The organism is Micromonospora sp. NPDC049240 (assembly GCF_040647835.1).
Classification (GTDB): Bacteria; Actinomycetota; Actinomycetes; order Mycobacteriales; family Micromonosporaceae; genus Micromonospora.
The window spans coordinates 243214-267308 of the sequence record NZ_JBEZCX010000004.1 but is presented as its reverse complement, the minus strand read 5'-3'; the positions used below and the strand labels follow the sequence as shown (position 1 = coordinate 267308).

The window sequence follows — 24095 nt, the reverse complement described above, 5'->3', positions numbered from 1 at the left end:
GTTCGGTCGATCATGAGGTTGGCGGCGCGACACGCCGGGCGGGCGGGCGCCAACCTCATGATCGACACGGGCGAAGAGTGCCGGGGTGGGGACAGGGAGCGGCCCCCGGAGCGGGTCCGAGGGCCGTCGTGTGTGGAGACTCCGCTCAGTCCGTGGTGGGGGACTCGGCGGTGCCGGCGCTGCTGCGGCGACGCCGACGGCGGCGCGGCTTGGTCGCGGTCTCGTCGCCGCCGTCAGCGGCGGCGACGGTGGTGATGGTGGGCTGCTCCGTCGCGCCCTCGGTGGCGATCACTGCGGTCGGCTGCTCGCCGGCCACCGTCTCGCCGGCCCGGCGGCGACGCCGCCGGCGCGGGGTTCGGGTGCCCTCGTCCGTCGCGACCGCTGTCGCGCCGCCTTCGGCGGGCGCCCCGCCGGTCTCGCCACCACGCCCACGTCGGCGGTCCCCGCCGCGCCCGCGGCTGTCGCCGCGGCTGTCGCCGCGCCGGCCGTCCCGCCGGGACCGGCCGCCGCCCAGGTCCTCCTCGACCTCGGCCGACAGGCCGGCGCGGGTACGCGCGGCGGTCGGCAGGGTGTCGCTGACGTCCGGGGAGATGTCCAGGTCGGTGTAGAGGTGCTTGGAGGTGTGGTAGGTCTCCGGGGGCTCGGGCATGTCCAGCCCGAGCGTCTTGTCGATGATGCGCCAGCGGGGCATGTCGTCCCAGTCGACGAACGTCACCGCGACACCTGTCGCCCCGGCCCGACCGGTGCGGCCGATCCGGTGGGTGTAGGTGTCCTGGTCCTCGGGGCAGTCGTAGTTGATCACGTGGGTGACGCCGGTGACGTCGATGCCCCGGGCCGCCACGTCGGTGGCGACGAGCGTGTCGATCTTGCCGGCGCGGAACGCCCGCAGCGCCCGCTCCCGGGCACCCTGGCCCAGGTCACCGTGCACGGCCGCCACGGCGAAGCCGCGGAAGTCGAGATCCTCGGCGACCCGGTCGGCGGCCCGCTTGGTGCGGCAGAAGATCATGGTGAGCCCGCGCCCCTCGGCCTGCAGGATCCGCGCCACGATCTCGACCTTGTTCATCGAGTGGGTGCGGTAGGCGAGCTGCTGGGTCTGCGGCGACGGGCCGGTCTCGGCGGTGTGCCCGGCGTGGATGGTGACCGGCCGGCGGAGGAACCGCCGGGACAGCGCCACGATCGGGTCCGGCATGGTGGCCGAGAACAGCATGGTCTGCCGGTCCTCCGGCAGCATCGCCAGGATCTTCTCGACGTCGTCCAGGAAGCCCAGGTCGAGCATCCGGTCGGCCTCGTCGAGGACGAGCGCGCGGACCCGGTCGAGCCGCAGGTGCTTCTGCTTCTGCAGGTCGAGCAGGCGGCCGGGCGTGCCGACCAGGATCTCGACGCCCTTGCGCAGCGCCTCGATCTGCGGCTCGTACGCCACGCCGCCGTAGATCGGCAGCACCCGGACGCCCCGGGTGCGACCGGCGGCGTCGAGGTCCTTGGCGACCTGGATGCCCAGCTCGCGGGTGGGGACGACGACGAGTGCCTGGGGCACGCCGTCGCTGCCCTCGGACGGGGCGAAGACGCGCTCCAGCAGGGGGATGCCGAAGCCGAGCGTCTTGCCGGTGCCGGTCGGGGCCTGCCCGATCAGGTCGACGCCGCGCAGCCCGATCGGCAGCGCGTACTCCTGGATGGCGAAGGCGCGGGTGATGCCCGCGGCGGCGAGCGCCTCGACGGTCTCCTGGCGGGCGCCGAGCGCGGCGAATGTGGGTGCCTCCGGGGGAACCGGAGCGGTGGGGGCCAGTGGCTGGCCTGTGCTCTGCTCACTCATGTGGATGTGGGGGTGCCCTCTCGTGGTGCGCCCCTCATGTCCTCAGGGCGCGGACGGTTTGGCGCGGGCCACGCGGTCGGGGGCGGTTTCGCCGAGCCGGACCGGGCCGCACGCGCGCCGGGGACCGGTGCTGATCAGCGACGCTGGCCAGGTCGGTGCCCACGGCAACTGCTTCATCCTACCTGAACGGCCTGCGAGCCGTCCCGATTCCAGGTGTCGGCCGGGCAGCCGGGGGCACTTCATGTGACCTGCATCACAGCAAGTGGGCGGTAGCCTGCGCTCGTGTCCGCCCCCGATTCCGCCGCCGTCGGCCTGTTCGGCCTCGTCGCGTACGGCGAACTGCTCGCCTTCGACCGGCTGGCCGCCGACGCCCGGCTCGCCCCCGACCTGCGCCGTCGCGCCGCGCTCAGCGAGATGGCCGCAGGCGAGATGGCGCACTACCGGTGGCTCACCGACCGCCTCACCGCGCTGGGCGTGACCCCCGAGGAGGCGATGGCCCCCTACGTCGAGGCGTTGCGGGCGTACCACGACTCGACCGAGCCGCGGGACTGGGCGGAGGCGGTGACCAAGGCGTACGTGGGCGACGCGATCACCGACGACTTCCTGCGCGGGACCGCCGACGGCCTGGCCGGGCCGGACCGTGCGCTGCTGCTCGACGTCCTGCACGACTCCCGGTACGCCGAGTTCGCCGCCACCGAGATCCGGGCCGCGATCGAGGCGGACCCGAGGGCGGCCGGACGGCTCTCGATGTGGGCGCGTCGACTGCTCGGCGAGGCGCTCTCGCAGGCCGGACGCGTCGCCGCCGCCGACCGGGGCGCGCTCGCCGCGTTGCTCGGCAGGGCCGGCGACGACGTGCCGGCGGTGCTGCGCCGGCTGACCGAGGCGCACGCCACGCGGATGTCGGCGGTCGGGCTGAACAACTGAGCCGCCGCGGCGGGTCTCCCCGCCACGGCGACCGGTGCGACGCGGATCAGCGGACGGTGAACCCGACCGCGCGGGGCGAGGCCTCCGCGATCTCGACGTAGGCGACCTTGCCGACCGGCACGATGACCCGCCGGCCCTTCTCGTCGGTCAGGGAGAGCGTGCCCTCGCTCCCGGCGAAGGCGTCGGTCACGATCTGCTCGATCTCGGCCGGCGACTGCGCGCTCTCCAGGACCAGCTCCCGCGGCGCGTACTGCACGCCGATCTTGACCTCCACTGTGCCTCCTCAACTGGGGCGAAAAAGCCACCGTGGGAAGGCTATCCGATCGGGCGGCGCGATGGTCAGGCTGACTCACCTTGCAGCGGGAAGCTGGCGATGCCACGCCAGGACAGCGCCGCGACCAGCGCTTCCGCCTCCGGCTTGGCCACCTGCCGACCGCCCGCCAGCCAGAACTGCGCGGCGGTCTCCGCGGCGCCGACCAGGCCGGACGCGAGCAGCTCGGCGTGCGCCCGGCTCACCCCGGTGTCCGAGATGATGGTGTCGGTGATCGCCGCGATGCAACCCTGCTCGACCCGCTCCACCCGCTGCCGCACGGCCGGGTCGTTGCGCAGGTCGGATTCGAAGACCAGGCGGAACGCCTCGCTCTCGTGGTCGACGAAGTCGAAGTAGGCCCGCACGGCGGCGCCGACCCGCTCCTTGTTGTCGTTGGTGCCGCGCATGGCGTCGTGCACCTTCGCCACGATGGCGTCGCAGTGTGTGTCCAGCAGCGCCAGGTAGAGCTCCATCTTCCCGGGGAAGTGCTGGTAGAGAACGGGCTTGGAGACGCCGGCCCGCTCGGCGATGTCGTCCATCGCGGCGGCGTGGTAGCCGTGTGCGACGAACACCTCCTGGGCCGCGGCGAGCAGCTGCTTGCGGCGCGCCGAGCGGGGCAGGCGGGTGGGCCGGCCGGCCGTGTGTGCACCGTTCCCCACTGCCGTCATGGGAACCTCCGAGTATCTGCGTCGAGCCGGCACGTATCGCCCGAACCGGTCCGGGTTCGTGAACCCGTCGCGGAATTGGCCCGCCGCTGTAACTTATCGCCACTGTCACCACACGGTAGCCTCAGCGAGGGCGACCAAGGAGCGCGCGGTGAGTGAAACAGGGCAACCCGGAGCCGCCACCCCGGGAGAGCACGGCGACGGGACGGGCCAGCACGACGACCCGGCCCGCACCGGCGGCGGATGGGCGCCCCCGGCGGACGGCTGGTCCCGCGGCGCCCCGGCGCCCGGTGGCTGGCCCTACGGCGACCTCGGTGGCGGGTGGGCGGCGTCCTCGCCCCGGCACGGCGACCTGCCGGCCCCGCTGTCCGGCCACCCGGCCGAGGAGCCGGCGGCGCGCGTCAACGGCCGCCACGTCAACGGCGTGCACCACGCCGGGGAGGAGTCACCCGTGACCCGCCAGGCGCCGGTGAGTGCCCCGCCCGTGGGCGAGCCGCCGCGGGAGACCGACGGCGACCGGCTGGCCGTGCCCGCCCCCCGCCCCGCGCCCGCCGTCGAGCAGCGTCCCGGCCCGGCCGACCCCACCGGCTCCCGGCACGCCTCGGACGACACGTCCGCCGGGCGGTCGCCCCGCTGGGCCGAGAGTGGTCCGGCCTCCGCGCCCCCGGCGCTCCAGGTGCCGCCGGTCGGCGCCGCCGCCTCCGGCTTCGAGGTGCCGCCGGGCTTCCACGCCCCGACCGTCGACCAGGCCCCGGCGCTGCACCAGGGCTGGCCACACCGGGGTCCGACCGAGCCGCCGGTGACGGTTCCCGGCCGGGGCGAGCCGCCGGCGGCGGAGCACCACCCGGGCGACGCCCACCCCGGAGAGGGGCCGCGGACCGCCGCCGATCCCCACGCCGCCGCGCCGAACGACCCGGGCACGGGGCCGGCGGGTGAGCCGGAGTGGCCCGGGCCGTCCTGGAACCGCCCGAGTTGGGGCGACGGCTGGGCCCCGCCGTGGGCCCGCGCCGACGAGCCGGTCGGGCGCCGCTCGGCCCGCGACGACGCGCCGGCCGAGCGACGGACCGTGGACGACGAGCCGACCGGCCGCCGCGCCGCCCGCGAGGACCGCGCGTCCGAGTGGGCGCCCGAACCGATGCGACCGTACGAGCCGACCCGCGTCGATCCGCCCACCGGCTACCAGCCGACCCGCGTCGATCCGGCCGGCGGTTACGAGCCGCGGCCCGAGCCGGTCCGACCGTATGAGGCGGTGCGGGCCGAGTCGACGGCAGCGCCCGAGCCGCCGCGTCCCGAGGCGACCCGGCCGTTCCGGCTGCCCCGCGAGGACGCCGAGCCCCGCTCGGGTCACGAGCCGCCCGCCGAGCGGCCCTCCTGGGCGGGTCCGCCGGTGCCGGTGACCCCGTTCGGCGCGCGTCCCGAGCCGGCCGGCGCGGCGCCGGTCGCCCGTGAGCGCGAGGCGCCGGCCGGTCCACCGCCGGCGGCGTACGCTGCGGGGCCGGCCTCCCGGGCCGTCGGTGAGCCGGCCGCCGGGTACCCCGCACCGGACCCGTCGCACGGCGAGCCGGCCGGCCTCCCCGCGCCGGGCGGGACGGCGCGGTTCGACCCGCCGCCCGCGCCCCGCCCGACGAGCGCCCCGCCCTACGCGGCCCGCCGGTCCGCCCCGGAGCCGACGCCGGCCGCCGAGGCAGCTGGCGGGCCGGAGCCGACCGAGTCGGCCCCGGCGGTGCTGCCGCAGCGCGTCCCCGCCGAGCCGGATGTGCCGGTCGTGCCGGAGCCGCCGGCCGTGGAACCGTCCGCCGAGACCCCGGAGTTGGCCCGCATCGCCACCCACCTGCGTCGGGACGACGAACCGGCGCCGCTGCGCGAGCGGCCGGAGGGCTTCGACGTCAACGCGATCCTGGACGCCGTGCGCGAGGTGGCCGGCGTCCGGGACGCCGCGCTCCGCCGCACCCCGGCCGGTGCGCACAGCCTCCGGCTGGACCTGGCCGACGGCGCGGACCCGGCCGAGGTGAGCCGGCTGGTGGCCCGGCTGCTCCAGGATCGGATGGGTCTGGCCGCCGCCCCGCAGAACCTGCCGGGCGCGCCGGCCGTACCGCCGCCGCCGGTCCGCCGGCGGTCCGCCACCGCGCGCACGGACCGCCTGGCCGAGGCCGCGGCCGTCCGCGACCGTCCGGTGGAGGTGCCACCGGGCCGCGCCGACCGCCTCGCCGAGGCCCCGCCGGTGGCGGAGGTCCCGCCGGGCCGTGCTGCCGACCGCCGTGCCGAGGCCGCGTCGGTCGAGCCCCGATCCGGTACGCCGCGCGCCGACGACGAGCCGGGCGCTCCGGCGCGGGGCGGGGCCTCGTCCGGTCCGGTCGAGGCGGACATGCCGGCGCGGGCCGGCGTGGTGCGGCCGGCGTCGAACCGGCTGGCCGAGAACCGCTCCGGCGAGGGCCGGTTCGGCGGCGTGGAGTCGCGTGCCGGCCGGCTGGTCGACGCGCCGGGGGAGGACGCCGACGAGCCGCCGCGCCGCCGCCGGCAGGCCACCCACCGGGGCCGGGCCACCGTGGACGAGACGTCGCTGGCCGCCGCGCCCACCGGCATGTCCACCGGCAGTCCGGTCACGCTCGGCACCTCGTACTCCGGTGGGCAGGTGACCACGACGGAGACCGCGCCGTCGCGACCGCTGGATCCGGGCGGCGTGCCCGGGCCCCGGGTGGTGATCGACCACGTCCTGGTGAGCACGTTGGGGCTGGACGCCACCACCGAGGTCCGCCTGCTCGCCGGCGACCGGACGGCCGAGGGGCACGCGACCGGGCCGGCCGTCGACGGGTACGTGCTGCGGCTCTGCGCGGTGGCCGCGGCCGCCGCGGTGGACGAGCTGCTCGGCCCGGCCCTGCCGGCGGGCGAGCGGGGCCGGTGCTTCGTCGAGCACGCCGCCGTGGTGCCGTTCGGCAACTGCGAGGTGGCGACCGTGGTGGTGCTGCTGGTCTGCGACGGGTGGGTGGAGCAGTTGGCCGGTTCCGCCCTGGTCGCGGGCGATCCGCGGCAGGCGGTGGTGCGGGCCACGCTGGCCGCGGTGAACCGGCGTCTGGAGGCGCTGCTCGCCTAGGGGACTGTGCGGACGGGGCCGGCGCGGGGAAGACTGGACGCATGAAGCGTGCCGCGCTCGGGCCCGAGCATCTCCTTCCCGCGCATCATCTCCCGCCGCCCTGGCCGGGCCGGCACGTGCGGCTCGACGGCGCGCTCGTGCACGTCCGGGACACGCCGGCCACCGGGCCCGACGCCGAGCCGGCGCTGTACGTGCACGGGCTCGGCGGCTCCGCGCAGAACTGGACCGACCTGGCCGGCCTGCTGGCGCCCCGGCTCGACGGCCAGGCGATCGACCTGCCCGGCTTCGGGCGCAGCGAGCCCGGCCGGCGTTACACGATCCCGGCGTTCGCGGACCGGGTGGTCCGCTGGATCGAGCACAGCGACCGGGGCCCGGTGCACCTGTTCGGCAACTCGCTCGGCGGGGCGGTCGCGGTCCGGGTGGCGGTGCTGCGCCCGGATCTGGTCCGCACGCTCACGCTGATCTCGCCGGCCCTGCCGTTCCTGGACTTCCGGCGCTCGTTGCAGGGGCGGATGTTGCCGGTGCTGGTGATCCCCCGGGGTGAGCGGCTGGCCGCCTGGCGGCTGGCCCAGCTCGCTCCGGAGGCGATGGCGCAGCAGGTCATGGAGTCGTGCGTGGCGGACCTGACCCGGATCAGCGAGCAGCGCCGGCAGGAGGCGATCGAGGAGATCCGGATCCGGTACGAGGCGGCGCACTACGCCGCCGCGTACGTCCGGACGTTCCGGGGCCTGGTCGGCAGTTTCCTGCGGTCGTACCTGCCGGGGGAGGGCGCGCTCTGGCGGCAGGCCGCGGCGGTGCGGGTGCCGACGCTGGTGGTGGGTGGACGGCAGGACCGGCTGGTCGACGTGCGCGTCGCTCCGCAGGCCGCCCGGGTGATCCCGGACAGCCGGCTGCTGATGCTGGACGGCGTCGGGCACGTGGCCCAGTTGGAGGTGCCCCGGACGGTGGCCCGGGCGGTGCTGGCACTGCTCGACGAGGCGGCGCCGACCGGGTCGCCGGAGGCCGCCACGCCGGGGTCTGACGGCCGGAAAGCGCAGGCCACGGCGCTGCTGACCGGAATGGGGGAGAGCGGCGGCGTCCGCGACATGGCAGGCTGAGCGGGATGCCCAGCTCCCGCCGTCCGCGTTTTCCGCGGTCCCTGTCCGCTGCCCGTCGTTGGCGCTCCGCCGTCGTGGTCTGCGCGTTCCTGGCGACCGCCGGGGCCGGCGTGGGAGTGGCGCTGCAACTGCCGCCGGCCGGCGCGCGGGAGGTGGTCGCCGACGGGTTCGCGGCCCAGCCGGTGGCACCGGTGGCACCGAGCGTCCCGTCGTCGTCGCCGCCGTCGCTCGCGCCGCCCCGCTCGCCGGCGCCCGTGCTGAGTCTGCCCGGTCCGGTGCCCGCGCGGGGCACGGGCGGTTTCGGGTACGACGACCGGGCCGGCGGCGTGCTGGGCCGGGGCGGTGAGTTGCGCCGCTTCCGGGTGGCGGTGGAGCGGGGCGTCGGTGAGGACGTCCGGGCGTTCGGGGACGCGGTGCAGCGGGCCCTGGCCGGGCCGGGGAGCTGGGTGGACAGCGGCCGGCTGCGGTTGCAGCGGGTCACGCCGGGCAGCCGGTACGACTTCACGATCTATCTGGCGAGCCGGGACACCGCCGGCCGGCTGTGCGGGGCGGGCGGGATCGACATCCGCAAGGGCGGCGTGCCGTACACGTCCTGCCGGGTGCCCGGCAGGGTCGTGCTCAACCTGGACCGGTGGCGGACGTCCGCGCCGCACCTGGTGGCCGCCGGGATGCCGCTGGAGACGTACCGGCTCTACGTGGTCAACCACGAGGTGGGGCACCAGCTCGGGCACCACCACGAGGCGTGTCCGGGCGCCGGGCGGGCCGCGCCGGTGATGCAGCAGCAGACGCTCTTCCTCGACGGTTGCCGGCCGAATCCGTGGCCGTACCTGGGTGGGAAGCGGTACACCGGGCCGGCATTGTGACCGAGTTATGAGCAATTCTCAGGACTTGCGCCGCAAAAGCAGCTAAATGCCCGAATTGCGTGGCACGCTGTCCGCATGACGTCGTACCCGCCCGAACGCCCCGGGCTGCGCCGGATGCGCCGCCGACGCCGACGCGCGGCGCTGCTGCTGGCGATGCTGCTCGCGGCCGTCGGCGGCGCGGCGGGCATCACCCGGCTGAGCGAGCCGCCGCGTCCCGTGCGGGTCCCGCTCGCCGCCGAGCCGACGCTGATGCCGGACGCCGACACCGCCGCGTCGGCGTCGCCGACCGGCTACCCCACCGCCGGCCCCGGCACGTTCGCGGTGGCCGACGGGCGTTCACCGGTACGCGGCCTCGCCGGCCCGCTGCGTCGCTACCGGATCGAGGTCGAGCACGGTACGGGGCAGGACGCCGACGCGTTCGCCGCGACCGTGGACGCGGTGCTCGGCGACCCGCGTAGCTGGATCGCCTCCGGGGAGCTGCGGGTGCAGCGGGTGCCCGAGGCCGCCGCCGCCGACTTCACCGTCTACCTGGCCACGCCGGCCACCTCCGAGCGGATGTGCGCCGAGGGCGGCCTGCACACCGAGCGCTACACGTCCTGCCGGCTGCCCGGTCGCGTGGTGCTCAACCTGGCGCGCTGGATGACCGCCGTGCCCGACTACGGCGCCCCGCTCGACGTCTACCGGACGTACGTGGTCAACCACGAGGTCGGGCACGAGTTCGGCGAGCTGCACCAGGCGTGCCCGCGCCCCGGCGCCCCGGCCCCGGTGATGCAGCAGCAGACGTACGGGCTGGACGGCTGCCTGCCGAACGCGTGGCCGTACGTCGACGGGGTGCGGTACTCCGGCGAGCCCACCGACGGCGCCTGAGATATTCCCGGTCCCGCAGTTCGGGCCGGGTGTCCCTCGTCATGGCCGATCCCCACCACGGCGAGCGACAATGGCGCGGTCCCACCGCCGATCCCGGGGAGTCCACCGTGTCGTTGCCCCCGCTCGTCGAGCCCGCCGCCGAGCTGACCGTTGACGAGATCCGCCGCTACTCGCGCCACCTGATCATCCCGGACGTCGGGGTCGAGGGGCAGAAGCGGCTGAAGAACGCCCGGGTGCTCTGCGTGGGCGCCGGCGGTCTCGGCTCGCCGGCCCTGCTGTACCTCGCCGCCGCCGGCGTCGGCACGCTCGGCATCATCGACTTCGACACCGTCGACGAGTCGAACCTCCAGCGGCAGATCATCCACGGTGTCTCCGACGTCGGCCGGTCCAAGGCCGAGTCCGCCGCCGCCTCGATCCGCGAGATCAACCCGCTGGTCAACGTGGAGATCCACGACACCGCGCTGGACCGGGAGAACGTCCGGGACATCTTCTCCCGGTACGACCTGATCGTCGACGGCACCGACAACTTCGCCACCCGCTACATGGTCAACGACGCGGCCGTGCTGCTCGGCAAGCCGTACGTCTGGGGTTCGATCTACCGCTTCGACGGCCAGGCGTCGGTGTTCTGGGCCGAGCACGGCCCCTGCTACCGCTGCCTCTACCCGGAGCCCCCGCCGCCCGGCATGGTCCCCTCCTGCGCCGAGGGCGGCGTGCTCGGCGTGCTCTGCGCGTCCATCGGGTCGATCCAGGTCAACGAGGCGATCAAGCTGCTCGCCGGCATCGGCGAGCCGCTTGTCGGCCGGCTGATGGTCTACGACGCCCTGGAGATGAGCTACCGCAAGATCAAGGTGCGCAAGGACCCGAACTGCGCGCTCTGCGGCGAGAACCCCACGGTCACCGACCTGCTGGAGGACTACGAGGACTTCTGCGGCGCGGTCTCCGAGGAGGCGCAGGAGGCGGTGGTCGACTCCACCATCACCGCGCGGGAGCTGAAGGAGTGGCAGGACGCCGGCAAGGACATCTTCCTGGTCGACGTACGTGAGCCCGCCGAGTACGAGATCGTCCGCATCCCCGGTTCCACGCTGATCCCGAAGGGGGAGATCCTCTCCGGCGAGGCGCTGGCGAGGTTCCCGCAGGACCGGCAGATCGTGCTGCACTGCAAGTCCGGCGTCCGGTCCGCCGAGGCGCTGGCCGCGCTCAAGGCGGCCGGGTTCAAGGACTCCGTCCACGTGCAGGGGGGCGTGCTCTCCTGGGTCAAGCAGGTCGACCCGTCGCTGCCCGCGTACTGACGTCGATGTCGTGAGGGCCCTTCCGGTGCGCCGGGAGGGCCCTCGGCGTCTGCCGCTTTCTGGCCGAGCTACCGAGGCGTGACCGCGTCCGCGCAGGTAGCGTCACGACCGTGGTCGATCTGGAAGCGGCGATCGGGTTCGTCGTGGCACACGGGGACGCGGTGGACCGCGCCCGCCTGTCCCGACTGCGTTCCGGCACGCCGGTGCCGCCGGCGGTGCTCGACGCGGCGGAGTCCGGTCAGGCTCCCGGCGGTGGCTGGCCCGCCGTGCTCGGTGGCGACGTCGCCTCCGTCGACGCGACCTGCTTCCGCCTCGCCGAGCTGGACGACCTCGGCGCGCTGAGCCGCCCCGCCGCCCGGCACGCGCTGGACTGGCTGGCCGCCGGCCAGCTTGCCGACGGTGGCTGGGACGAGCACTCGTCGCTGGCCGGGTTCGCGCCGGAGTGGGCCGCCCCGGGCGACCCGGAGGCGCGGTTCTACCTGACCGCCGACGCCGGGTTCTGGCTCACCGTGGCCGGGCTGGACGCCCGTGCCGCCGGCCCGCTCGATTACCGCGTCGGCGGGGCGTACGCCGGGGTGGTGCAGGCGGCGGCCCACACGCTCGCCGCGCAGCTCGCCCCGGACGGGAGCTGGCCGTCGTTCCTGCCCGCCGGTTGGCTCGCCGCGGCGGTGCTGCACCGCCAGCGGATGTACCACGAGTCGGCCCGGATCCAGGCGGTGCTCGCCGACCGGATCCCGGAGATGTCCCCGGCCGACGTGGCGTGGCTCGCCGCCACGCTGCGCCGGGTGGAGGTGGGCGAGGAGCAGTGGCTGCTGGTCTCGGCACGGCGTCGGCTGGCCGGGACGCAACGCAGCGACGGCGGCTGGGACAGCGACGACGGTCACCAGTTCGACGTGCACACCACGCTGCGCGCGATCCGGGCCTGCCGGCCGACCGAGCCCGAGGTCGCGGCGTCCGGGGCCCCGTTCGTGGCGCCGCGCGCCGCCGCGCTGCCCGAGCCGCCGTCCCGCCGCCGCGCGCCCGAGCCGCCGCCCGCGCCGCCCGCGCCGCCCGCGCCGGCCGTTCCCGACCCGGTCGCGCCCCCGGCCCCGGCCCTGCTGCCGGCCCCGGCCGCACCCCCGCCCCGGCCTCCGGCCGCCTCGCCGGCTCCGACCCTGCTTCCGGCCGTGGCTCCGCCTCCGGTCGTGGTCCCGGCTCCGGCCGCCTCCCCGGCTCCGGCCGCCTCCCCGGCTCCGGTCGTGGTTCCGGCTCCGGTCGTGGTTCCGGCCGGGACGCCGGGGCCGGCTCCGGCCCCGAATCCGCTCCGGGTGGCGTAGCCCGCCGCCACGGGCGCGAGCCGGGGCCGGGTGCGGCTCAGCGCAGGTGGCCGTCGCCGGTGACCACGTACTTCGTGCTGGTCAGCTCCGGCAGGCCCATCGGGCCGCGGGCGTGCAGCTTCTGGGTGGAGATGCCGATCTCGGCACCGAACCCGAACTCGCCGCCGTCGGTGAACCGGGTGGACGCGTTCACCATCACGGCGGCGGCGTCCACCCGGGCCACGAACTCCCGCGCCGCCCGCTGCGAGTCGGTGACGATCGCCTCGGTGTGGCCGGTGCCGTAGCGCCGGATGTGCGTGACCGCCGCGTCGAGCGAGTCGACCACGGCGACCGAGATGTCGGCGGAGAGATATTCGGTGGCGAAGTCCTCCTCGGTCGCCGCGACCACCGCGTCGGAGTGGGCGGCCACCTCCGGGCTGCCGTGCACGGTCACCCCGGCCTCGGCGAACGCGGCCAGCACGGCCGGCAGGAACGCGTCCGCGACGGCCCGGTGGACCAGCAGCGACTCGGCGGTGTTGCAGGTGGACAGCCGCTGCGTCTTGGCGTTCAGCGTGATCGCTACGGCCTTGTCGAGGTCGGCGGCGGCGTCCACGTACACGTGGCAGTTGCCCACCCCGGTCTCGATCACCGGCACGGTCGACTCCTCGACCACGGCGCGGATCAGCGACGCGCCGCCGCGCGGGATCAGCACGTCGACCAGGCCCCGGGCGCGCATCAGCTCCTTGACCGAGTCGCGCGTGCTGGCGTCGAGCAGTTGCACCGCGTCCGCCGGCAGGCCGGCGCCGGCGACCGCGTCGCGCAGCACCGCGACCAGGGCGGCGTTGGAGTGCGCCGCCGACGAGGAGCCGCGCAGCAGCGCCGCGTTGCCCGACTTCAGGCAGATGCCGGCCGCGTCGACCGTCACGTTGGGCCGGCCCTCGTAGACGATGCCGACCACCCCGAACGGCACCCGCACCTGGCGCAGCTCCAGCCCGTTCGGCAGCGTGGACCCGCGGACCACCTCGCCGACCGGGTCGGGCAGCGCGGCCATCTCGCGCAGCGCGTCCGCGATGGCGGCGACCCGGCCCTCGTCGAGCGCGAGCCGGTCCAGCACGGCCGCGCTCAGTCCGGCGTCGCGCCCGGCCGCCAGGTCCGTCGCGTTCGCCGTCAGGATCTCCGGGGTACGCGCCACCAGCGCGTCGGCCATCGCGTGCAGCGCGGCGTCCTTGGCCGTACGGGTGGCCGCCGCCAGGGCCTCCGCCGCGTCCCGGGCCCGGCGGGCCTGCTCGACGACGCTCATGGTGCGCTCTCCTTCGCAGTGGCGTTAGCAGGGGCCCCCTGTTATGCGGAATGCGTTAACAGGGGGCCCCTGCTTACAACAAGACGAGGTCGTCTCGGTGGACGACCTCACGTTCGTAGGCCGGGCCGAGCGCCGCGGCGAGTTCCGCGGTGGAGCGGCCGAGCAGGCCGGGCAGCTCCACCGCGTCATAGTTGACCAGGCCACGGGCCACCGGCGCGCCGGCGGTGTCGACCAGGTCCACCGGGTCCCCGGCGGTGAACGCGCCGTCCACCGCGGTGATGCCGGCCGGCAGCAGCGACTTGCGCCGACCGACCACGGCCTGCACCGCGCCCGGGTCGAGGTGCAGCCGGCCGCGCGGCGCGGTGGCGTGCGCCAGCCAGAACAGCCGGGCGGCCGGGCGTCGGCTGCTGGCGTGGAAGAACGTGCCGACCGGCTCGCCGGCCAGCGCCGGGCCGGCCAGCGGCGCGGCGGTGAGCACCACCGGAATGCCGAAGCCGGTGGCGATGCGCGCCGCCTCCACCTTGGTGACCATGCCGCCGGTGCCCACCCCGGCCTGGCCGGCCCCGCCGACGTCGATGCCGGCCAGGTCGCCCTCGCCGTGCACCTCGGTGACCCGGGTGCTGCCCGGACGGGTCGGGTCGCCGGTCCAGAGCGCGTCCACGTCGGAGAGCAGCACCAGCAGGTCGGCGTCGACGAGCGCGGCGACGAGCGCGGCGAGCCGGTCGTTGTCGCCGAACCGGATCTCGTCGGTGGCCACCGTGTCGTTCTCGTTGACGATCGGCACGGCCCGCAGGTCGAGCAGCTTGCGCAGCGTGCGGTACGCGTTGCGGTAGTGCGCCCGCCGGGTCACGTCGTCGACCGTGAGCAGCACCTGCCCGACGGGGTGACCGTGCCGGGCGAACGCGGTCGCGTACCGGCCGATGAGCAGGCCCTGACCGACGCTGGCGGCGGCCTGCTGGGTGGCCAGGCCGCGCGGGCGTCGGGGCAGCCGGAGCGGGGCGAGGCCGGCGGCGATCGCACCGGAGGAGACCAGCACCACCTCGCGTCCCGCGCCGATCAGGGCGGCGAGCGTGTCGACGAGCGCGTCGACCCGGGCGTCGTCGAGGCCGCCCGTCGCGGTGGTCAACGAGGACGATCCGATCTTGACCACGATCCGGCGGGCCGAGGCGACTGCTTCACGCACCCGACCATTCTGCGGGTCGCGGTCCGCGCGGTCGTGGCGCGTTCCCATATCGTGGCAGCTCGTGACACCTGACGAGTACATCGAGGCGGTGCTGACGCTGGTCGAGCGGATTCCGCCCGGGCGGGTGATGTCGTACGGCGCGGTGGCCGACGCGCTGGCCGAGCGGTCGGGGCGTGCGTCGCCACGCCTGGTCGGCTCGATCATGGCGCGGCACGGGGGCGGGGTGCCGTGGCACCGGGTGGTGAACGCGGCCGGCCGGCTGCCGCCGGGGCACGAGCTTCAGGCGCGGGCCCGGCTGCGCGCCGAGGGCTGCCCGTTGCGCGGGGATCGGGTCGACCTGGCGGTGGCCGCCTGGTCGCCGGAGGAGGGGATGTGACCGCGACCATAACGTGAGTAGCATTCGGCTCCATGACAGCTTCGGGCCTGCCCCGCCGGGTGCACCTCGGGTACGCGTCGGGCTCGCTTGTCACCGGCGCGTTCGGGACCGTGCCCGGGCTGCTCCTGCTGCCGTACCTGACCGACACGCTGGGCGTCGCGGCCGGGCTCGCCGCGCTGCTGGTGCTCCTGCCGAAGGCGTGGGACGTGCTGGTCAACCCGGTCGCCGGCCGCGTCTCGGACCGGACCCGCTCGCGCTGGGGTGCCCGCCGGCCCTACCTGCTCGGCGGCGGGCTGGCGCTGGCCGTGCTGTTCGCCGCGATCTTCGCCGCCCCGTTCGGGCGCGGTCCGGCCGCCGCCGGATACGTGGCGCTGGCGTTCCTGGCCACCGCGACCGCGTTCGCGTTCTTCCAGGTGCCGTACGTGGCCATGCCGGCCGAGCTGACCGCCGACCCGGCGGAGCGTACCCGGCTGATGACCTGGCGGATCGCGGTGCTGGCGCTGGCCATCCTGGTCTCCGGCGCGGTGGCCCCGGCGGTGGTCTCCGCCGGCGGCGACGGCGTGCCCGGTCACCGCTGGATGGGCCTGTTCGTCGCCACGCTGATCGTGGTGGGCGCCCTCGGCGCGTTCCTCGGCACCCGGTCCGCGCCGGCCGGGACGGTCGGGGAGAGCGAGCCGAGCCTGCGCGCCCAGCTCGCGGTCGCCGGCCGCAACCGGCCGTTCTGGGTGCTGCTGGTCTGTTTCGTGCTCCAGTCCGCCGGGGTGGCCACCGTGCTGGCCGGCGTGAAGTACTTCGCCGACCAGGTGCTGCGCGCGCCGGACAGCGGGCCCACCCTGCTCTTCGCCTGCTTCGTCGCGCCCGCGCTGCTGGTCATGCCGCTCTGGCGCCGGGCCGGCGACCGGCTCGGCAAGCGCACCTCGCTGGTCGCCGCGTCGCTGCTCTTCGCGGCCGGCGCGCTGGCACTGGTCGCCGCGCCCGCGCTGCCGGCCGCCGGGGTGTACGCCGTGGTCGCGCTGATCGGCGTCGGCTACGCCGGCCAGCAGGTGTTCGCGCTGGCCATGCTGCCGGACTGCATCGCGTACGACACCGCGCGCACCGGCCGTCGGCAGGCCGGCGTGTTCACCGGGCTGTGGACCGCCGGCGAGACGTTCGGCCTGGCGCTCGGGCCCGGCATCTACGGCCTGGTGCTCCAGCTCTCCGGTTACGTCTCCTCGTCGACCGGCGCCGCCGCCGTCCAGCCGGACTCCGCCCGGCTCGGGGTGCTGCTCGGGTTCACCGTGCTGCCCGCCCTGCTGGTGGCCGCCCCGGTGGCGCTGCTGCGCGGCTACACGCTCACCCCGGCCGACCTGACCGCCGCGTCCGACGCTGCCGCGTCCGGGTCCGGGTCCGGCGACACCGCCGCCGCGCCGGTGGCTCGGGCGTGAGGCATCGCACCCGTCCGCCGGTCGACGCGGACCGTCACGAGAGGAACACCTGATGAGCGACACGGCGGGGACGGGCGCGCTGCCCGCACGGGGGGTGCCGGCGGCGCGGGTGCTCGACGAGATCCGGGCGCTGCGGTCGGCCGACCGCCCGACCCACGGCGGCCGGCTGTTCGCCTACGTCTACGACCCGGGCGTGGCCGGCCTGGACGAGCTGGCCCAGGCCGCGTACGCCGAGAGCGCGCACGTCAACGGCCTCGACCCGACCGCCTTCCCGTCGCTGCTGGCGATGGAGAACGCGCTTGTCGCCGCCGCCGCCCGGCTGCTCGGCGGCGGCCCCGGCACCACCGCGCCGGACGTGGTGGGCAGCGTCACCGGCGGCGGCACCGAGTCGCTCCTGCTCGCCGTCAAGGCCGCCCGGGACGCCCGCCCCGAGCTGACCGCACCGCGGCTCGTGGTGCCGGCCAGCGCGCACGCCGCGTTCGCCAAGGCCGCCCACTACCTGCGGGTCGAGCTGGACACGGTGCCGGTCGACCCGGTGACGTTGCGCCCGGCGGTGGCCGACGTGGCCGCCGCGATCCGGCCGGAGACCGTGCTGGTGGTCGCGTCCGCCCCGTCGTACGCGCACGGCGTGATCGACCCGGTGGCCGGGATCGCCGAGGTGGCGGCCGGGGCCGGGGTGCGCTGCCACGTGGACGCCTGCTTCGGCGGCTGGGCGCTGCCCTGGCTGCGTCGGCTCGGCGCGCCGGTGCCGCCGTTCGACTTCGCCGTGCCCGGCGTCACCTCGATCTCGGTCGACCTGCACAAGTACGCGTACGCGCCGAAGGGCGTGTCGGTGCTGCTGCACCGCGATCCGGCGTTGCGCGCCCCGCAGTTCTTCGCGTACGCGGACTGGCCCGGCTACACGATGGTCAACCCGGTGATCGCCTCCACCCGGTCCGGCGGCCCGATCGCCGCCGCGTACGCCACGCTGCGGCACCTCGGCGAGGACGGCTACCTGCGACTGGCCGCGTCCACCCGGGACGCGGTCGCCGGGCTGGCCGACGCGGTGCGGGCGGCGGACGGGCTGCGGCTGATGGCCGAGCCGGAGTCCACCGTGGTGTGCTTCACCGCCGACGACCCGAAGCTGGACCTGTTCGTGCTGGTCGACGAGTTGACCGCGCGCGGCTGGCACACCCAGCCCCAACTCCGGTACGCCGACCTGCCGGCCAGTGTGCATCTCACGGTGACCGCCGCGGTGGCGTCCCGGGTGGCCGAGTTCGCACCGGCGCTGGCCGACGCGGTCGCCGCGGCGCGGGCCGCCGGCCCGGTCGTGCTGCCACCGGAGCTGCTGGCGCTGGCCGCCGGCCTCGCCCCGGAGGCGCTCACGCCGGATCTGGTGGCCGGGCTGGCCGAGGGGCTCGGCCTGGCCGGCGGCGTCCCGGACCGGATGGCGGTGGTCAACACGCTGCTCGACGCCGCCCCGGCGGCGGTCCGGGAACGCCTGCTGGCGGAGTTCGTCGGGCTGCTCCAGCGACCCGCCTGGTGACCTCGGCCGGCCGCCGGAGCAGCCCGGCCGGCGCGTGAACGCCGGCCGGGCGAGGGGGCGTCAGCCCGCGTCGGCCACCGTCACGGTGAACGAGGCGGTGTTGTCCGCCGGGGCGGCGTCCGGCACCGTGACGGCGTCCCACTGGGTGTTGAGCTGGAGCGTGGCGGTGCCGAGGTCACCCGGCACGGTGCCCGGCTCGGCGTAGAGCAGCACGTCGAAGCTCCGCTGCTCGCCGGCCATGAAACGCCCGCCCGGCACGATGAAGCTGGTGAAGAAGCTCGGTGCGTCCTGCGGGTCGGTGCCCCAGATCTGCACGCCCGCCGGCAGCCCGCTCGCCTCGGCCCAGAGCTGGTCGTGCGCGGCGTCGCCGGCCCACCCGACGGTCACCGGCAGCCGGCCCCGGTAGCTGCCGTCCTCCTGGCGGGTCAGCGTCGCCGCCCCGGCCGTGGTGATCGAGGCGCGGGCCTGGGTGTCCTGCACGTAGGGCACCGGGTCGCGCAGCGACCCCGTGGTGGAGCGGAACCGCGCCGCGTAGCTGGCCCGGTCGGCGACCTCGTCCCGGCCGTCGCCGACGTTCACCGAGATCTTGCCGCCCTTCGCGATCATCGCGACGTCGCGGGTCGCCGTGAGCACCTCGAACGTGACGGCGAACTGCCGGCTCTCGCCCGGCTCGATGTCGCCGCCGGGCACGCCGCAGGTGGCGGTCCGCCGGTTGTCCTGCAACGCCCCGAAGCCGCACGCCTCCTCCGGGTTCACGCCGCGGAACGAGCCGGCCACCGGCTCCCGCAGGAAGACGCTGAAGTAGGTGGCGACCGGGCCGTTGTTGGTCACCGTGACCGGCAGGCTGCCGTGGTAGCCGCGCGCGCTCGGTTCGAGCACCAGCCGACCCACCGAGATGTCGGCGGCCGGAGCGGCGGTGGGCGCGGCGGCGGCCGGAGCGGTGAGCGCCAGCAGCGCGGCGGCCGAGCCGAGCAGGACGCCGGCGAGCCGGCCTCCGATACGTGTCCTCATCTGGAAGGTCCTCCCAAGGTCCCCGTCACCGCGCGGCTGGTCCGCGCGGCGTCACCGGTAGCACGCGACGGGCGTCGATCCGGTTGCGATCTTTTTCTGCATGGAATCCGACAGCGGTTCAGCGGTACGTGTAGCGGTCCTCGTTGTTCTCGTGGTTCGGGTCCAGCAGCGGGTCGGCGTCGCTGCCGACCGGCGTCACCTCGGCGATGCCGGTCCCGCTGGCGCTGTTCGTGTTGCGCAGGCCGAACCGCAAGGTCCGCTCCGCGCCGGGTCCGAGCGGACCGAAGCGGCAGATGATCGGTCCCTTCGGCGGTGCCCCGTCCCGGCAGGCCGACCAGGCGTCACCGTCCGCTACGGTGCCCACCTGCATCCGCAGGTGCAGTTCGACCAGGTCGGCCGGGACCGCGCTGAGGTTCCGGACCGTGACCGAGATCGTCCCGGTGCGTGCGCCGTCCGCGTCCGGCGCGCTCCACGCCACGTCACCGGCGGAGACGGTCAGGTCGGCCAGGTGCGGGTTCGGGCCGAACGAGGTGGGCCCGTCCACCTGGTCGAAGCGCTTCCCGGTCCACCGGTACTCGCGCCACTGGCGTTGCGACCAGTCCAGCGACCAGCCGCCGCCGGGCGCGATGTCCGCCATCTCCACCCGGACCGTGCCGTGGTCGGTGACCTGCGTGTCCAGCAACCACTCGGGAGCCGTCCTCGCGGACCGGGCGACCTGGCCGAGGACGACGATCCGGCCGTCGGCGTCCCGGTCGAGCGCCACCACCTGGGACGGGCCGTGCTGGAAGATCTGGCAGCGGAGCAGGGCGACCGTCTCCACCGTGCCGTCGCCGTCCACGTCGCCGTGGACGAGTTCCTCCAGCAGCACGTCGCCCTCCTTGCGGTAGGTGGCGGCGATCCGGGTCGGACCCGCCGGGCAGACCGGGTCGGGTGTCAAGGCCGGCAGGTCGACCCGGGCGGCCAGCAGTTGGGACCGGCTGATCCGTCCGTCCGGTGCGGCTCGGCTCGGGCTGGCGGTGGTCGGCGCCGGCGTCGTCGGCGGTGGTGGTGGTGGCGACGACGTGGTCTCGGCCGGGCTCGGGGTGACGGTCTGGGCCGGCGTCGGGGGCGGCCCGGTGCGCCGGTGCAACGCCCCACTGGCGCCCACCGGGACCGCCACCGCGAGCACCACCGCCGCGGCGGTCACCACCGTGGTCCGCCGGCGGCGCCGGCGCACGGTCCGCCGGACCGCCGCCGTCCCGGCCGGATGCACCACCGGCACGTACGCCGCGCGGAACTCGGCGAACTCGCCGCCGACCAGGATGTCGTCGGGCTCAGTCATGGTGGTTCACCTCAGTCGTGGTGGTGAGTTTCGCCGCCAGCGCGGCCCGCCCCCGGTGCAGCCAGGACTTGACGGTGCCCTCCGGCACGTCCTCCTGGGCCGCGATCTGCGCGACGCTGAGATCGGCCAGGTAGTGCAGCACCACCGCGCGACGCTGGTTGGCGGGCAGGTCGGCCAGCGCCGCGGTCAACGCGACGCGGTCCGGCCCGGGGCCCGGCACGTGCTCCTCACGCTGCCGGTGCAGCCACGCCTGGGCCGTCCGCACCCGCCGCCACCGGCTGGTCGCCAGGTTCCATGCCACCCGACGGATCCAGGCCACCGGATCGTCGTAGCGGGACACCCGGGACCAGCGCGCGAACGCCCGGCAGAACGCCTCCTGCACCATGTCCTGCGCCTGGGCCAGGTCCCCGCAGTAGGCGGTGAGCTGAATGGTCAGCGACCGGAAATGCGCATGGTAGAGACCGTCGAAGTCGGCCGGCCCCGCTCCGGCCGGGCGCCTCGTGGTCTCCTCGGGCGGCGGCTCGTCGAGCCGCGGCTCCCTCGTCACTGTCATCCGGTCCTCCCCGTGAGCATGCCGCCGGCGCGGTCACACCGGTCACACGTCCGGACGCCGGCACGGGTTGCGGCCGTTGCCGTACCGGCGGGTGGCCGACTGTCCGGTCGGGGACAGCGGCGGTGGCCGGCGGCCGGTCCGGGCCCCGGACGCTGTGGTTGACTGTCGGTTCGGGGACCGTGGAGGGAGAGTCAGGTGCAGTTGCCGGCCGTGCTCGGTGAGCCGATCCGGTTCGTGCTGAACTGGGGCCGTCGCTACTCGCTCTGGGTGTTCAACTTCGGCCTGGCCTGCTGCGCCATCGAGTTCATCGCGACCAGCATGGGCCGGCACGACTTCATGCGGCTCGGCGTGATCCCGTTCGCCCACGGCCCCCGGCAGGCCGACCTCATGGTGGTCAGCGGCACGGTCACCGACAAGATGGCCCCGGCGGTCAAGCGGCTCTACGACCAGATGCCCGAGCCGAAGTACGTGATCTCGTTCGGCGCCTGCTCCAACTGCGGCGGCCCGTACTGGGACTCCTACTCGGTGACCAAGGGCGTCGACCAGCTCATCCCGGTCGACGTCTACGTGCCCGGCTGCCCGCCCCGTCCGGAGGCGCTGCTGCACGGCATCCTCCGCCTCCAGGAGAAGATCGCCGCCGAGCAGTCCGGCCTCGGCGGCGTGCCCCGCCCGGACCGGCTCGCCTCCCCGGCGGACGTGGTCCCGCGCCCGGTCGAGGCGCTGACCGCGCCCCCGGTGCGTCCCCCGATCGGCTGACCCGCTCCGGTGGCGCGGCGGAGCTAGCCTGCGGACCATGACCGACTCTGCGGAGAAGCGTTCCGCCTACATCGTCGACGTGCTGACCGAGGAGTTCGGCCCGTCCATGGCGATCGACCCGGCGGCGTTCCGCCGGAAGTTCCGCAAGATGGCCGCCTCGCCGTTCGCGTTCTACCGCGGCAGCGCCTCGCTGTTCTACGCCGACCAGCGCGGCGACTTCGCCAGCGACCGGTTCCTCGACGACCGGACCAGCCGGGTCTGGATCCACGGCGACCTGCACGCCGAGAACTTCGGCACCTACATGAACGCCTCCGGCCGGCTCGTGTTCAACGTCAACGACTTCGACGAGGCGTACGTCGGACCGTTCACCTGGGACCTGAAGCGGTTGGCCGCCAGCGTGGCCCTGCTCGGCTACGCCAAGGCGCTCTCCGACCGGGTGATCGGCGAGCTGGTGACCGGCTTCGCCCGGTCGTACCTGACCGAGCTGCGGGCGATCGCCACCGGTGGGGACGACGCGATCGGCTCGATCACGTTGGAGAACGCCGACGGCGTGCTGCGTCGGGTGCTCCAGCAGGCCCGACTCAGCACCCGGGTGGACCTGCTCGCCGCGCAGACCACCGTCGACAACTACGAGCGGCGGTTCTCGCTCGGCGACGGCGTGCACGAGATCGACGCCGCCACCCGGGAACGGGTCTGCGCCGCGTTCGGCGACTACCTGCACACGCTGCCGGAGTCGAGTGCCCGGCTGCGCCCGGTGGCGACCACCATCAAGGACGTGGTGCTGCGCAAGGGCGTGGGCATCGGCTCGGCCGGGCTGCCGTCGTACAACCTCTTGCTGGAGGGGCACACCGAGGCGCTGGAGAACGACGTCGTCATCTACATGAAGCAGGCCCAGGTGCCGGCCGTGGCGCGGCACATCGACGACGAGCGGGTCCGGTCGTACTTCCGGCACCAGGGGCACCGCACCGCCGAGTCGCAGCGGGCGTTGCAGGCGCACGCCGACCCGTGGCTGGGCTTCACCGAGCTGGACGGCGTCGGCCAGCTCGTCGCCGAGGTCTCCCCGTACGCGGCGGACCTCGACTGGGCCGACGTGAACGAGCCCGAGGACCTGGCCGGGGTGCTCACCGACCTGGGCCGGGCGGTGGCCCGGATGCACTCGGTGGCCGACGACGAGTCCAGCCACGACCTGGTCGACTACTCCACCGAGGAGTCGATCGTCGCGGCCGTGGACGCCGATGCCGACGGCTTCGTCGACTACCTGGTCGACTTCGCCCACCGGTACGGCATCCGGGCCCGCGAGGACCACCAGCTCTTCGTGGACCTGTTCCGCAACGGCCGGCTGCCCGGCATCTGAGCCGGCACCCGGCTCACTGGACGAAGTCCAGCACCACCTTGATGTCGTCGCCGGTCGACGCGTACGCCTCCCGGTACGCGGAGACCGGCACCCGGCGGGTGACCAGCGAGGTCAGCCAGGACCGGTCGGCGCGGGCGAGCGCCTCGGCGGCCAGCTCCCAGTGCCGGCGGCCCGCGTTGACCGACCCGAACACCACGTTGTTCTCCAGCACCAGCTCCCGGTTGAGCGCGCCGGCGTCGAAGTCGATGGTCCGGCCGCCGCTGGACACCCCGGTCAGGCAGACGATGCCGGTCGGCGCGGCCTTGCACATCGCGTCCAGCACCACCGGCGGCGCGCCGGTGCACTCGACCACCACGTCCGGTGCGAGGTCCAGCTCGGCCACCGTCGACGTGTGGTAGGTCGCGCCGAGCGCGCGGACCAGGTCCGGCTTCGGGCCGGTGGTGTTGCGGTCCAGCACGTGCACGGACAGCTCACGCTGGCTGGCCAGCAGCGCGGCCAGCAGACCGATCGGCCCGGCACCGGTGATCAGCGCGGTCTTCGGCTTCCACTCGGCCCGGCGGCCGATCCGCTCGATGTGGTCCCACGCCTTCGCCACCACGCTCGTCGGCTCCAGCAGCATGCCCACCGACTCCAGCGCCGGGTCCAACCCGACGGCGAACTTGGGCGGCAGCCGCCAGCGGTCCCGGGCGAAGCCGGGCAACCCCTTGATGCCGTGCTCGGTGTACCGCCCGTTGCGGCACATGTCCCACTCGTCCACCGCACAGTTCGCACAGGGCACCGGGTCGGGGCGGCGGACCACGCCGGCCACCAGGTCACCGGGGCGCAACGTGCCGGTCGGGTCCTCCAGCACCCGGCCCAGCGACTCGTGCCCGAGCACCAGGCGCTCCTGACCCGGCGGCGCCTCGCCGTACTCCCCGGCGATGATCTCCTGGTCGGTCCCGCAGACGCCGACCGCCAGCGCCTCGACCAGGATCGCGCCCTCCTCGGGCGCCGGCTCGGGCCAGTCCTCGGTGAGCCGCAGCGAGTCCGGAACACCGGGGGTCACAGTCACAGCGCGCACGGCCTCATCTTTCCCCGCCGG

The 24095-nt window shown here is 75.3% G+C and carries 21 protein-coding genes; 12 read left to right on the top strand and 9 right to left on the bottom strand.

The features are described from left to right. Positions 1 to 145 precede the first annotated feature (145 nt). Positions 146 to 1810 carry a DEAD/DEAH box helicase gene (locus AB0B02_RS08425; RefSeq protein WP_357298190.1) on the bottom strand — a complete coding sequence of 555 codons (1665 nt, stop codon included), beginning with the start codon at positions 1808 to 1810 and terminating at the stop codon, positions 146 to 148. A 282-nt stretch (positions 1811 to 2092) separates the two neighbouring features. Here AB0B02_RS08425 and AB0B02_RS08420 point away from each other — a divergent pair, with 282 nt between their 5' ends. Beyond that, positions 2093 to 2734, top strand: coding sequence for a ferritin-like fold-containing protein (locus AB0B02_RS08420; RefSeq protein ID WP_357298187.1), 642 nt, complete (start codon positions 2093 to 2095; stop codon positions 2732 to 2734). A 46-nt stretch (positions 2735 to 2780) separates the two neighbouring features. Here the strand turns inward: AB0B02_RS08420 and AB0B02_RS08415 are convergent, their stop codons facing one another. Together AB0B02_RS08415 and AB0B02_RS08410 are read right to left on the bottom strand one after the other, a co-directional pair. After that, complete coding sequence (locus AB0B02_RS08415) at positions 2781 to 3008, bottom strand: DUF3107 domain-containing protein (RefSeq protein WP_107161788.1); 228 nt, start codon at positions 3006 to 3008, stop codon at positions 2781 to 2783. A 65-nt stretch (positions 3009 to 3073) separates the two neighbouring features. Next, positions 3074 to 3712, bottom strand: coding sequence for a TetR/AcrR family transcriptional regulator (locus AB0B02_RS08410; protein ID WP_107161786.1), 639 nt, complete (start codon positions 3710 to 3712; stop codon positions 3074 to 3076). 148 nt (positions 3713 to 3860) lie between these two features. On the opposite strand from AB0B02_RS08410, the gene AB0B02_RS08405 reads away from it, so the two are divergent. From AB0B02_RS08405 to AB0B02_RS08380, 6 genes are all read left to right on the top strand, one after another. Next, the gene (locus AB0B02_RS08405) at positions 3861 to 6800 is read left to right on the top strand and encodes a hypothetical protein (RefSeq protein WP_357298178.1); all 2940 of its coding nucleotides are present in this window, start codon (positions 3861 to 3863) and stop codon (positions 6798 to 6800) included. 41 nt (positions 6801 to 6841) lie between these two features. Further along, entirely contained in the window at positions 6842 to 7897 is a 1056-nt protein-coding gene (locus AB0B02_RS08400; RefSeq protein ID WP_357298174.1) for an alpha/beta hydrolase, read from the top strand. Positions 7898 to 7902: 5 nt separating this feature from the next. Further along, the gene (locus tag AB0B02_RS08395) at positions 7903 to 8760 is read left to right on the top strand and encodes a DUF3152 domain-containing protein (RefSeq protein ID WP_357298169.1); all 858 of its coding nucleotides are present in this window, start codon (positions 7903 to 7905) and stop codon (positions 8758 to 8760) included. 75 nt (positions 8761 to 8835) lie between these two features. Next, complete coding sequence (locus AB0B02_RS08390) at positions 8836 to 9627, top strand: DUF3152 domain-containing protein (RefSeq protein ID WP_357298167.1); 792 nt, start codon at positions 8836 to 8838, stop codon at positions 9625 to 9627. Positions 9628 to 9668: 41 nt separating this feature from the next. Further along, complete coding sequence (moeZ, locus tag AB0B02_RS08385; RefSeq protein WP_281938193.1) at positions 9669 to 10916, top strand: adenylyltransferase/sulfurtransferase MoeZ; 1248 nt, start codon at positions 9669 to 9671, stop codon at positions 10914 to 10916. Positions 10917 to 11026: 110 nt separating this feature from the next. Beyond that, positions 11027 to 12232, top strand: coding sequence for a hypothetical protein (locus AB0B02_RS08380; RefSeq protein WP_357298163.1), 1206 nt, complete (start codon positions 11027 to 11029; stop codon positions 12230 to 12232). 37 nt (positions 12233 to 12269) lie between these two features. On the opposite strand, the gene AB0B02_RS08375 is transcribed toward AB0B02_RS08380, so the two are convergent. After that, entirely contained in the window at positions 12270 to 13511 is a 1242-nt protein-coding gene (locus AB0B02_RS08375; RefSeq protein WP_357298161.1) for a glutamate-5-semialdehyde dehydrogenase, read from the bottom strand. Positions 13512 to 13584: 73 nt separating this feature from the next. Further along, the gene (proB, locus tag AB0B02_RS08370; protein WP_281938188.1) at positions 13585 to 14694 is read right to left on the bottom strand and encodes a glutamate 5-kinase; all 1110 of its coding nucleotides are present in this window, start codon (positions 14692 to 14694) and stop codon (positions 13585 to 13587) included. Between the two features lie 61 nt (positions 14695 to 14755). On the opposite strand from proB, the gene AB0B02_RS08365 reads away from it, so the two are divergent. Genes AB0B02_RS08365 through AB0B02_RS08355 form a run of 3 tightly spaced genes read left to right on the top strand, consistent with a single transcriptional unit; the run spans position 14756 to position 18019 of the window. After that, a complete protein-coding gene (locus AB0B02_RS08365) occupies positions 14756 to 15070 on the top strand; it encodes an MGMT family protein (protein WP_281938187.1) in 315 nt (104 codons plus the stop codon). A 32-nt stretch (positions 15071 to 15102) separates the two neighbouring features. Next, complete coding sequence (locus tag AB0B02_RS08360) at positions 15103 to 16494, top strand: MFS transporter (protein WP_357298157.1); 1392 nt, start codon at positions 15103 to 15105, stop codon at positions 16492 to 16494. A 52-nt stretch (positions 16495 to 16546) separates the two neighbouring features. Continuing rightward, positions 16547 to 18019 carry an aminotransferase class V-fold PLP-dependent enzyme gene (locus tag AB0B02_RS08355; RefSeq protein WP_357298155.1) on the top strand — a complete coding sequence of 491 codons (1473 nt, stop codon included), beginning with the start codon at positions 16547 to 16549 and terminating at the stop codon, positions 18017 to 18019. A gap of 60 nt (positions 18020 to 18079) precedes the next feature. Here AB0B02_RS08355 and AB0B02_RS08350 read toward each other — a convergent pair whose 3' ends face one another. From AB0B02_RS08350 to AB0B02_RS08340, 3 genes are all read right to left on the bottom strand, one after another. Next, positions 18080 to 19030: a hypothetical protein gene (locus tag AB0B02_RS08350; protein ID WP_357298152.1), complete on the bottom strand. Its 951-nt coding sequence runs from the start codon at positions 19028 to 19030 to the stop codon at positions 18080 to 18082. 118 nt (positions 19031 to 19148) lie between these two features. After that, on the bottom strand, positions 19149 to 20351 hold the full coding sequence (locus AB0B02_RS08345) for a hypothetical protein (protein WP_281938181.1): 1203 nt from the start codon (positions 20349 to 20351) through the stop codon (positions 19149 to 19151). Beyond that, positions 20344 to 20904: a SigE family RNA polymerase sigma factor gene (locus tag AB0B02_RS08340; RefSeq protein WP_281938180.1), complete on the bottom strand. Its 561-nt coding sequence runs from the start codon at positions 20902 to 20904 to the stop codon at positions 20344 to 20346. The genes AB0B02_RS08345 and AB0B02_RS08340 overlap by 8 nt, the downstream gene beginning before the upstream one ends. Positions 20905 to 21099: 195 nt before the next feature. On the opposite strand from AB0B02_RS08340, the gene AB0B02_RS08335 reads away from it, so the two are divergent. Together AB0B02_RS08335 and AB0B02_RS08330 are read left to right on the top strand one after the other, a co-directional pair. Further along, positions 21100 to 21660: an NADH-quinone oxidoreductase subunit B gene (locus AB0B02_RS08335; protein ID WP_281938179.1), complete on the top strand. Its 561-nt coding sequence runs from the start codon at positions 21100 to 21102 to the stop codon at positions 21658 to 21660. A 37-nt stretch (positions 21661 to 21697) separates the two neighbouring features. Beyond that, the gene (locus AB0B02_RS08330) at positions 21698 to 23014 is read left to right on the top strand and encodes a DUF2252 domain-containing protein (RefSeq protein WP_281938177.1); all 1317 of its coding nucleotides are present in this window, start codon (positions 21698 to 21700) and stop codon (positions 23012 to 23014) included. A 13-nt stretch (positions 23015 to 23027) separates the two neighbouring features. On the opposite strand, the gene AB0B02_RS08325 is transcribed toward AB0B02_RS08330, so the two are convergent. Beyond that, positions 23028 to 24074 (bottom strand): glucose 1-dehydrogenase, encoded by a 1047-nt coding sequence (locus AB0B02_RS08325; RefSeq protein WP_281938176.1) that lies wholly within the window; start codon positions 24072 to 24074, stop codon positions 23028 to 23030. Between the last annotated feature and the right edge of the window lie 21 nt (positions 24075 to 24095).

Coding starts and splice junctions, on each gene's coding strand:
- AB0B02_RS08425 (WP_357298190.1), bottom strand. CDS start 1,810: ATGAGTGAGCAGAGCACAGGCCAGCCACTGGCCCCCACCGCTCCGGTT.
- AB0B02_RS08410 (WP_107161786.1), bottom strand. CDS start 3,712: ATGACGGCAGTGGGGAACGGTGCACACACGGCCGGCCGGCCCACCCGC.
- AB0B02_RS08400 (WP_357298174.1), top strand. CDS start 6,842: ATGAAGCGTGCCGCGCTCGGGCCCGAGCATCTCCTTCCCGCGCATCAT.
- AB0B02_RS08395 (WP_357298169.1), top strand. CDS start 7,903: ATGCCCAGCTCCCGCCGTCCGCGTTTTCCGCGGTCCCTGTCCGCTGCC.
- AB0B02_RS08390 (WP_357298167.1), top strand. CDS start 8,836: ATGACGTCGTACCCGCCCGAACGCCCCGGGCTGCGCCGGATGCGCCGC.
- moeZ (WP_281938193.1), top strand. CDS start 9,669: ATGGCCGATCCCCACCACGGCGAGCGACAATGGCGCGGTCCCACCGCC.
- AB0B02_RS08375 (WP_357298161.1), bottom strand. CDS start 13,511: ATGAGCGTCGTCGAGCAGGCCCGCCGGGCCCGGGACGCGGCGGAGGCC.
- AB0B02_RS08360 (WP_357298157.1), top strand. CDS start 15,103: ATGACAGCTTCGGGCCTGCCCCGCCGGGTGCACCTCGGGTACGCGTCG.
- AB0B02_RS08355 (WP_357298155.1), top strand. CDS start 16,547: ATGAGCGACACGGCGGGGACGGGCGCGCTGCCCGCACGGGGGGTGCCG.
- AB0B02_RS08350 (WP_357298152.1), bottom strand. CDS start 19,030: ATGAGGACACGTATCGGAGGCCGGCTCGCCGGCGTCCTGCTCGGCTCG.
- AB0B02_RS08345 (WP_281938181.1), bottom strand. CDS start 20,351: ATGACTGAGCCCGACGACATCCTGGTCGGCGGCGAGTTCGCCGAGTTC.
- AB0B02_RS08340 (WP_281938180.1), bottom strand. CDS start 20,904: ATGACAGTGACGAGGGAGCCGCGGCTCGACGAGCCGCCGCCCGAGGAG.
- AB0B02_RS08330 (WP_281938177.1), top strand. CDS start 21,698: ATGACCGACTCTGCGGAGAAGCGTTCCGCCTACATCGTCGACGTGCTG.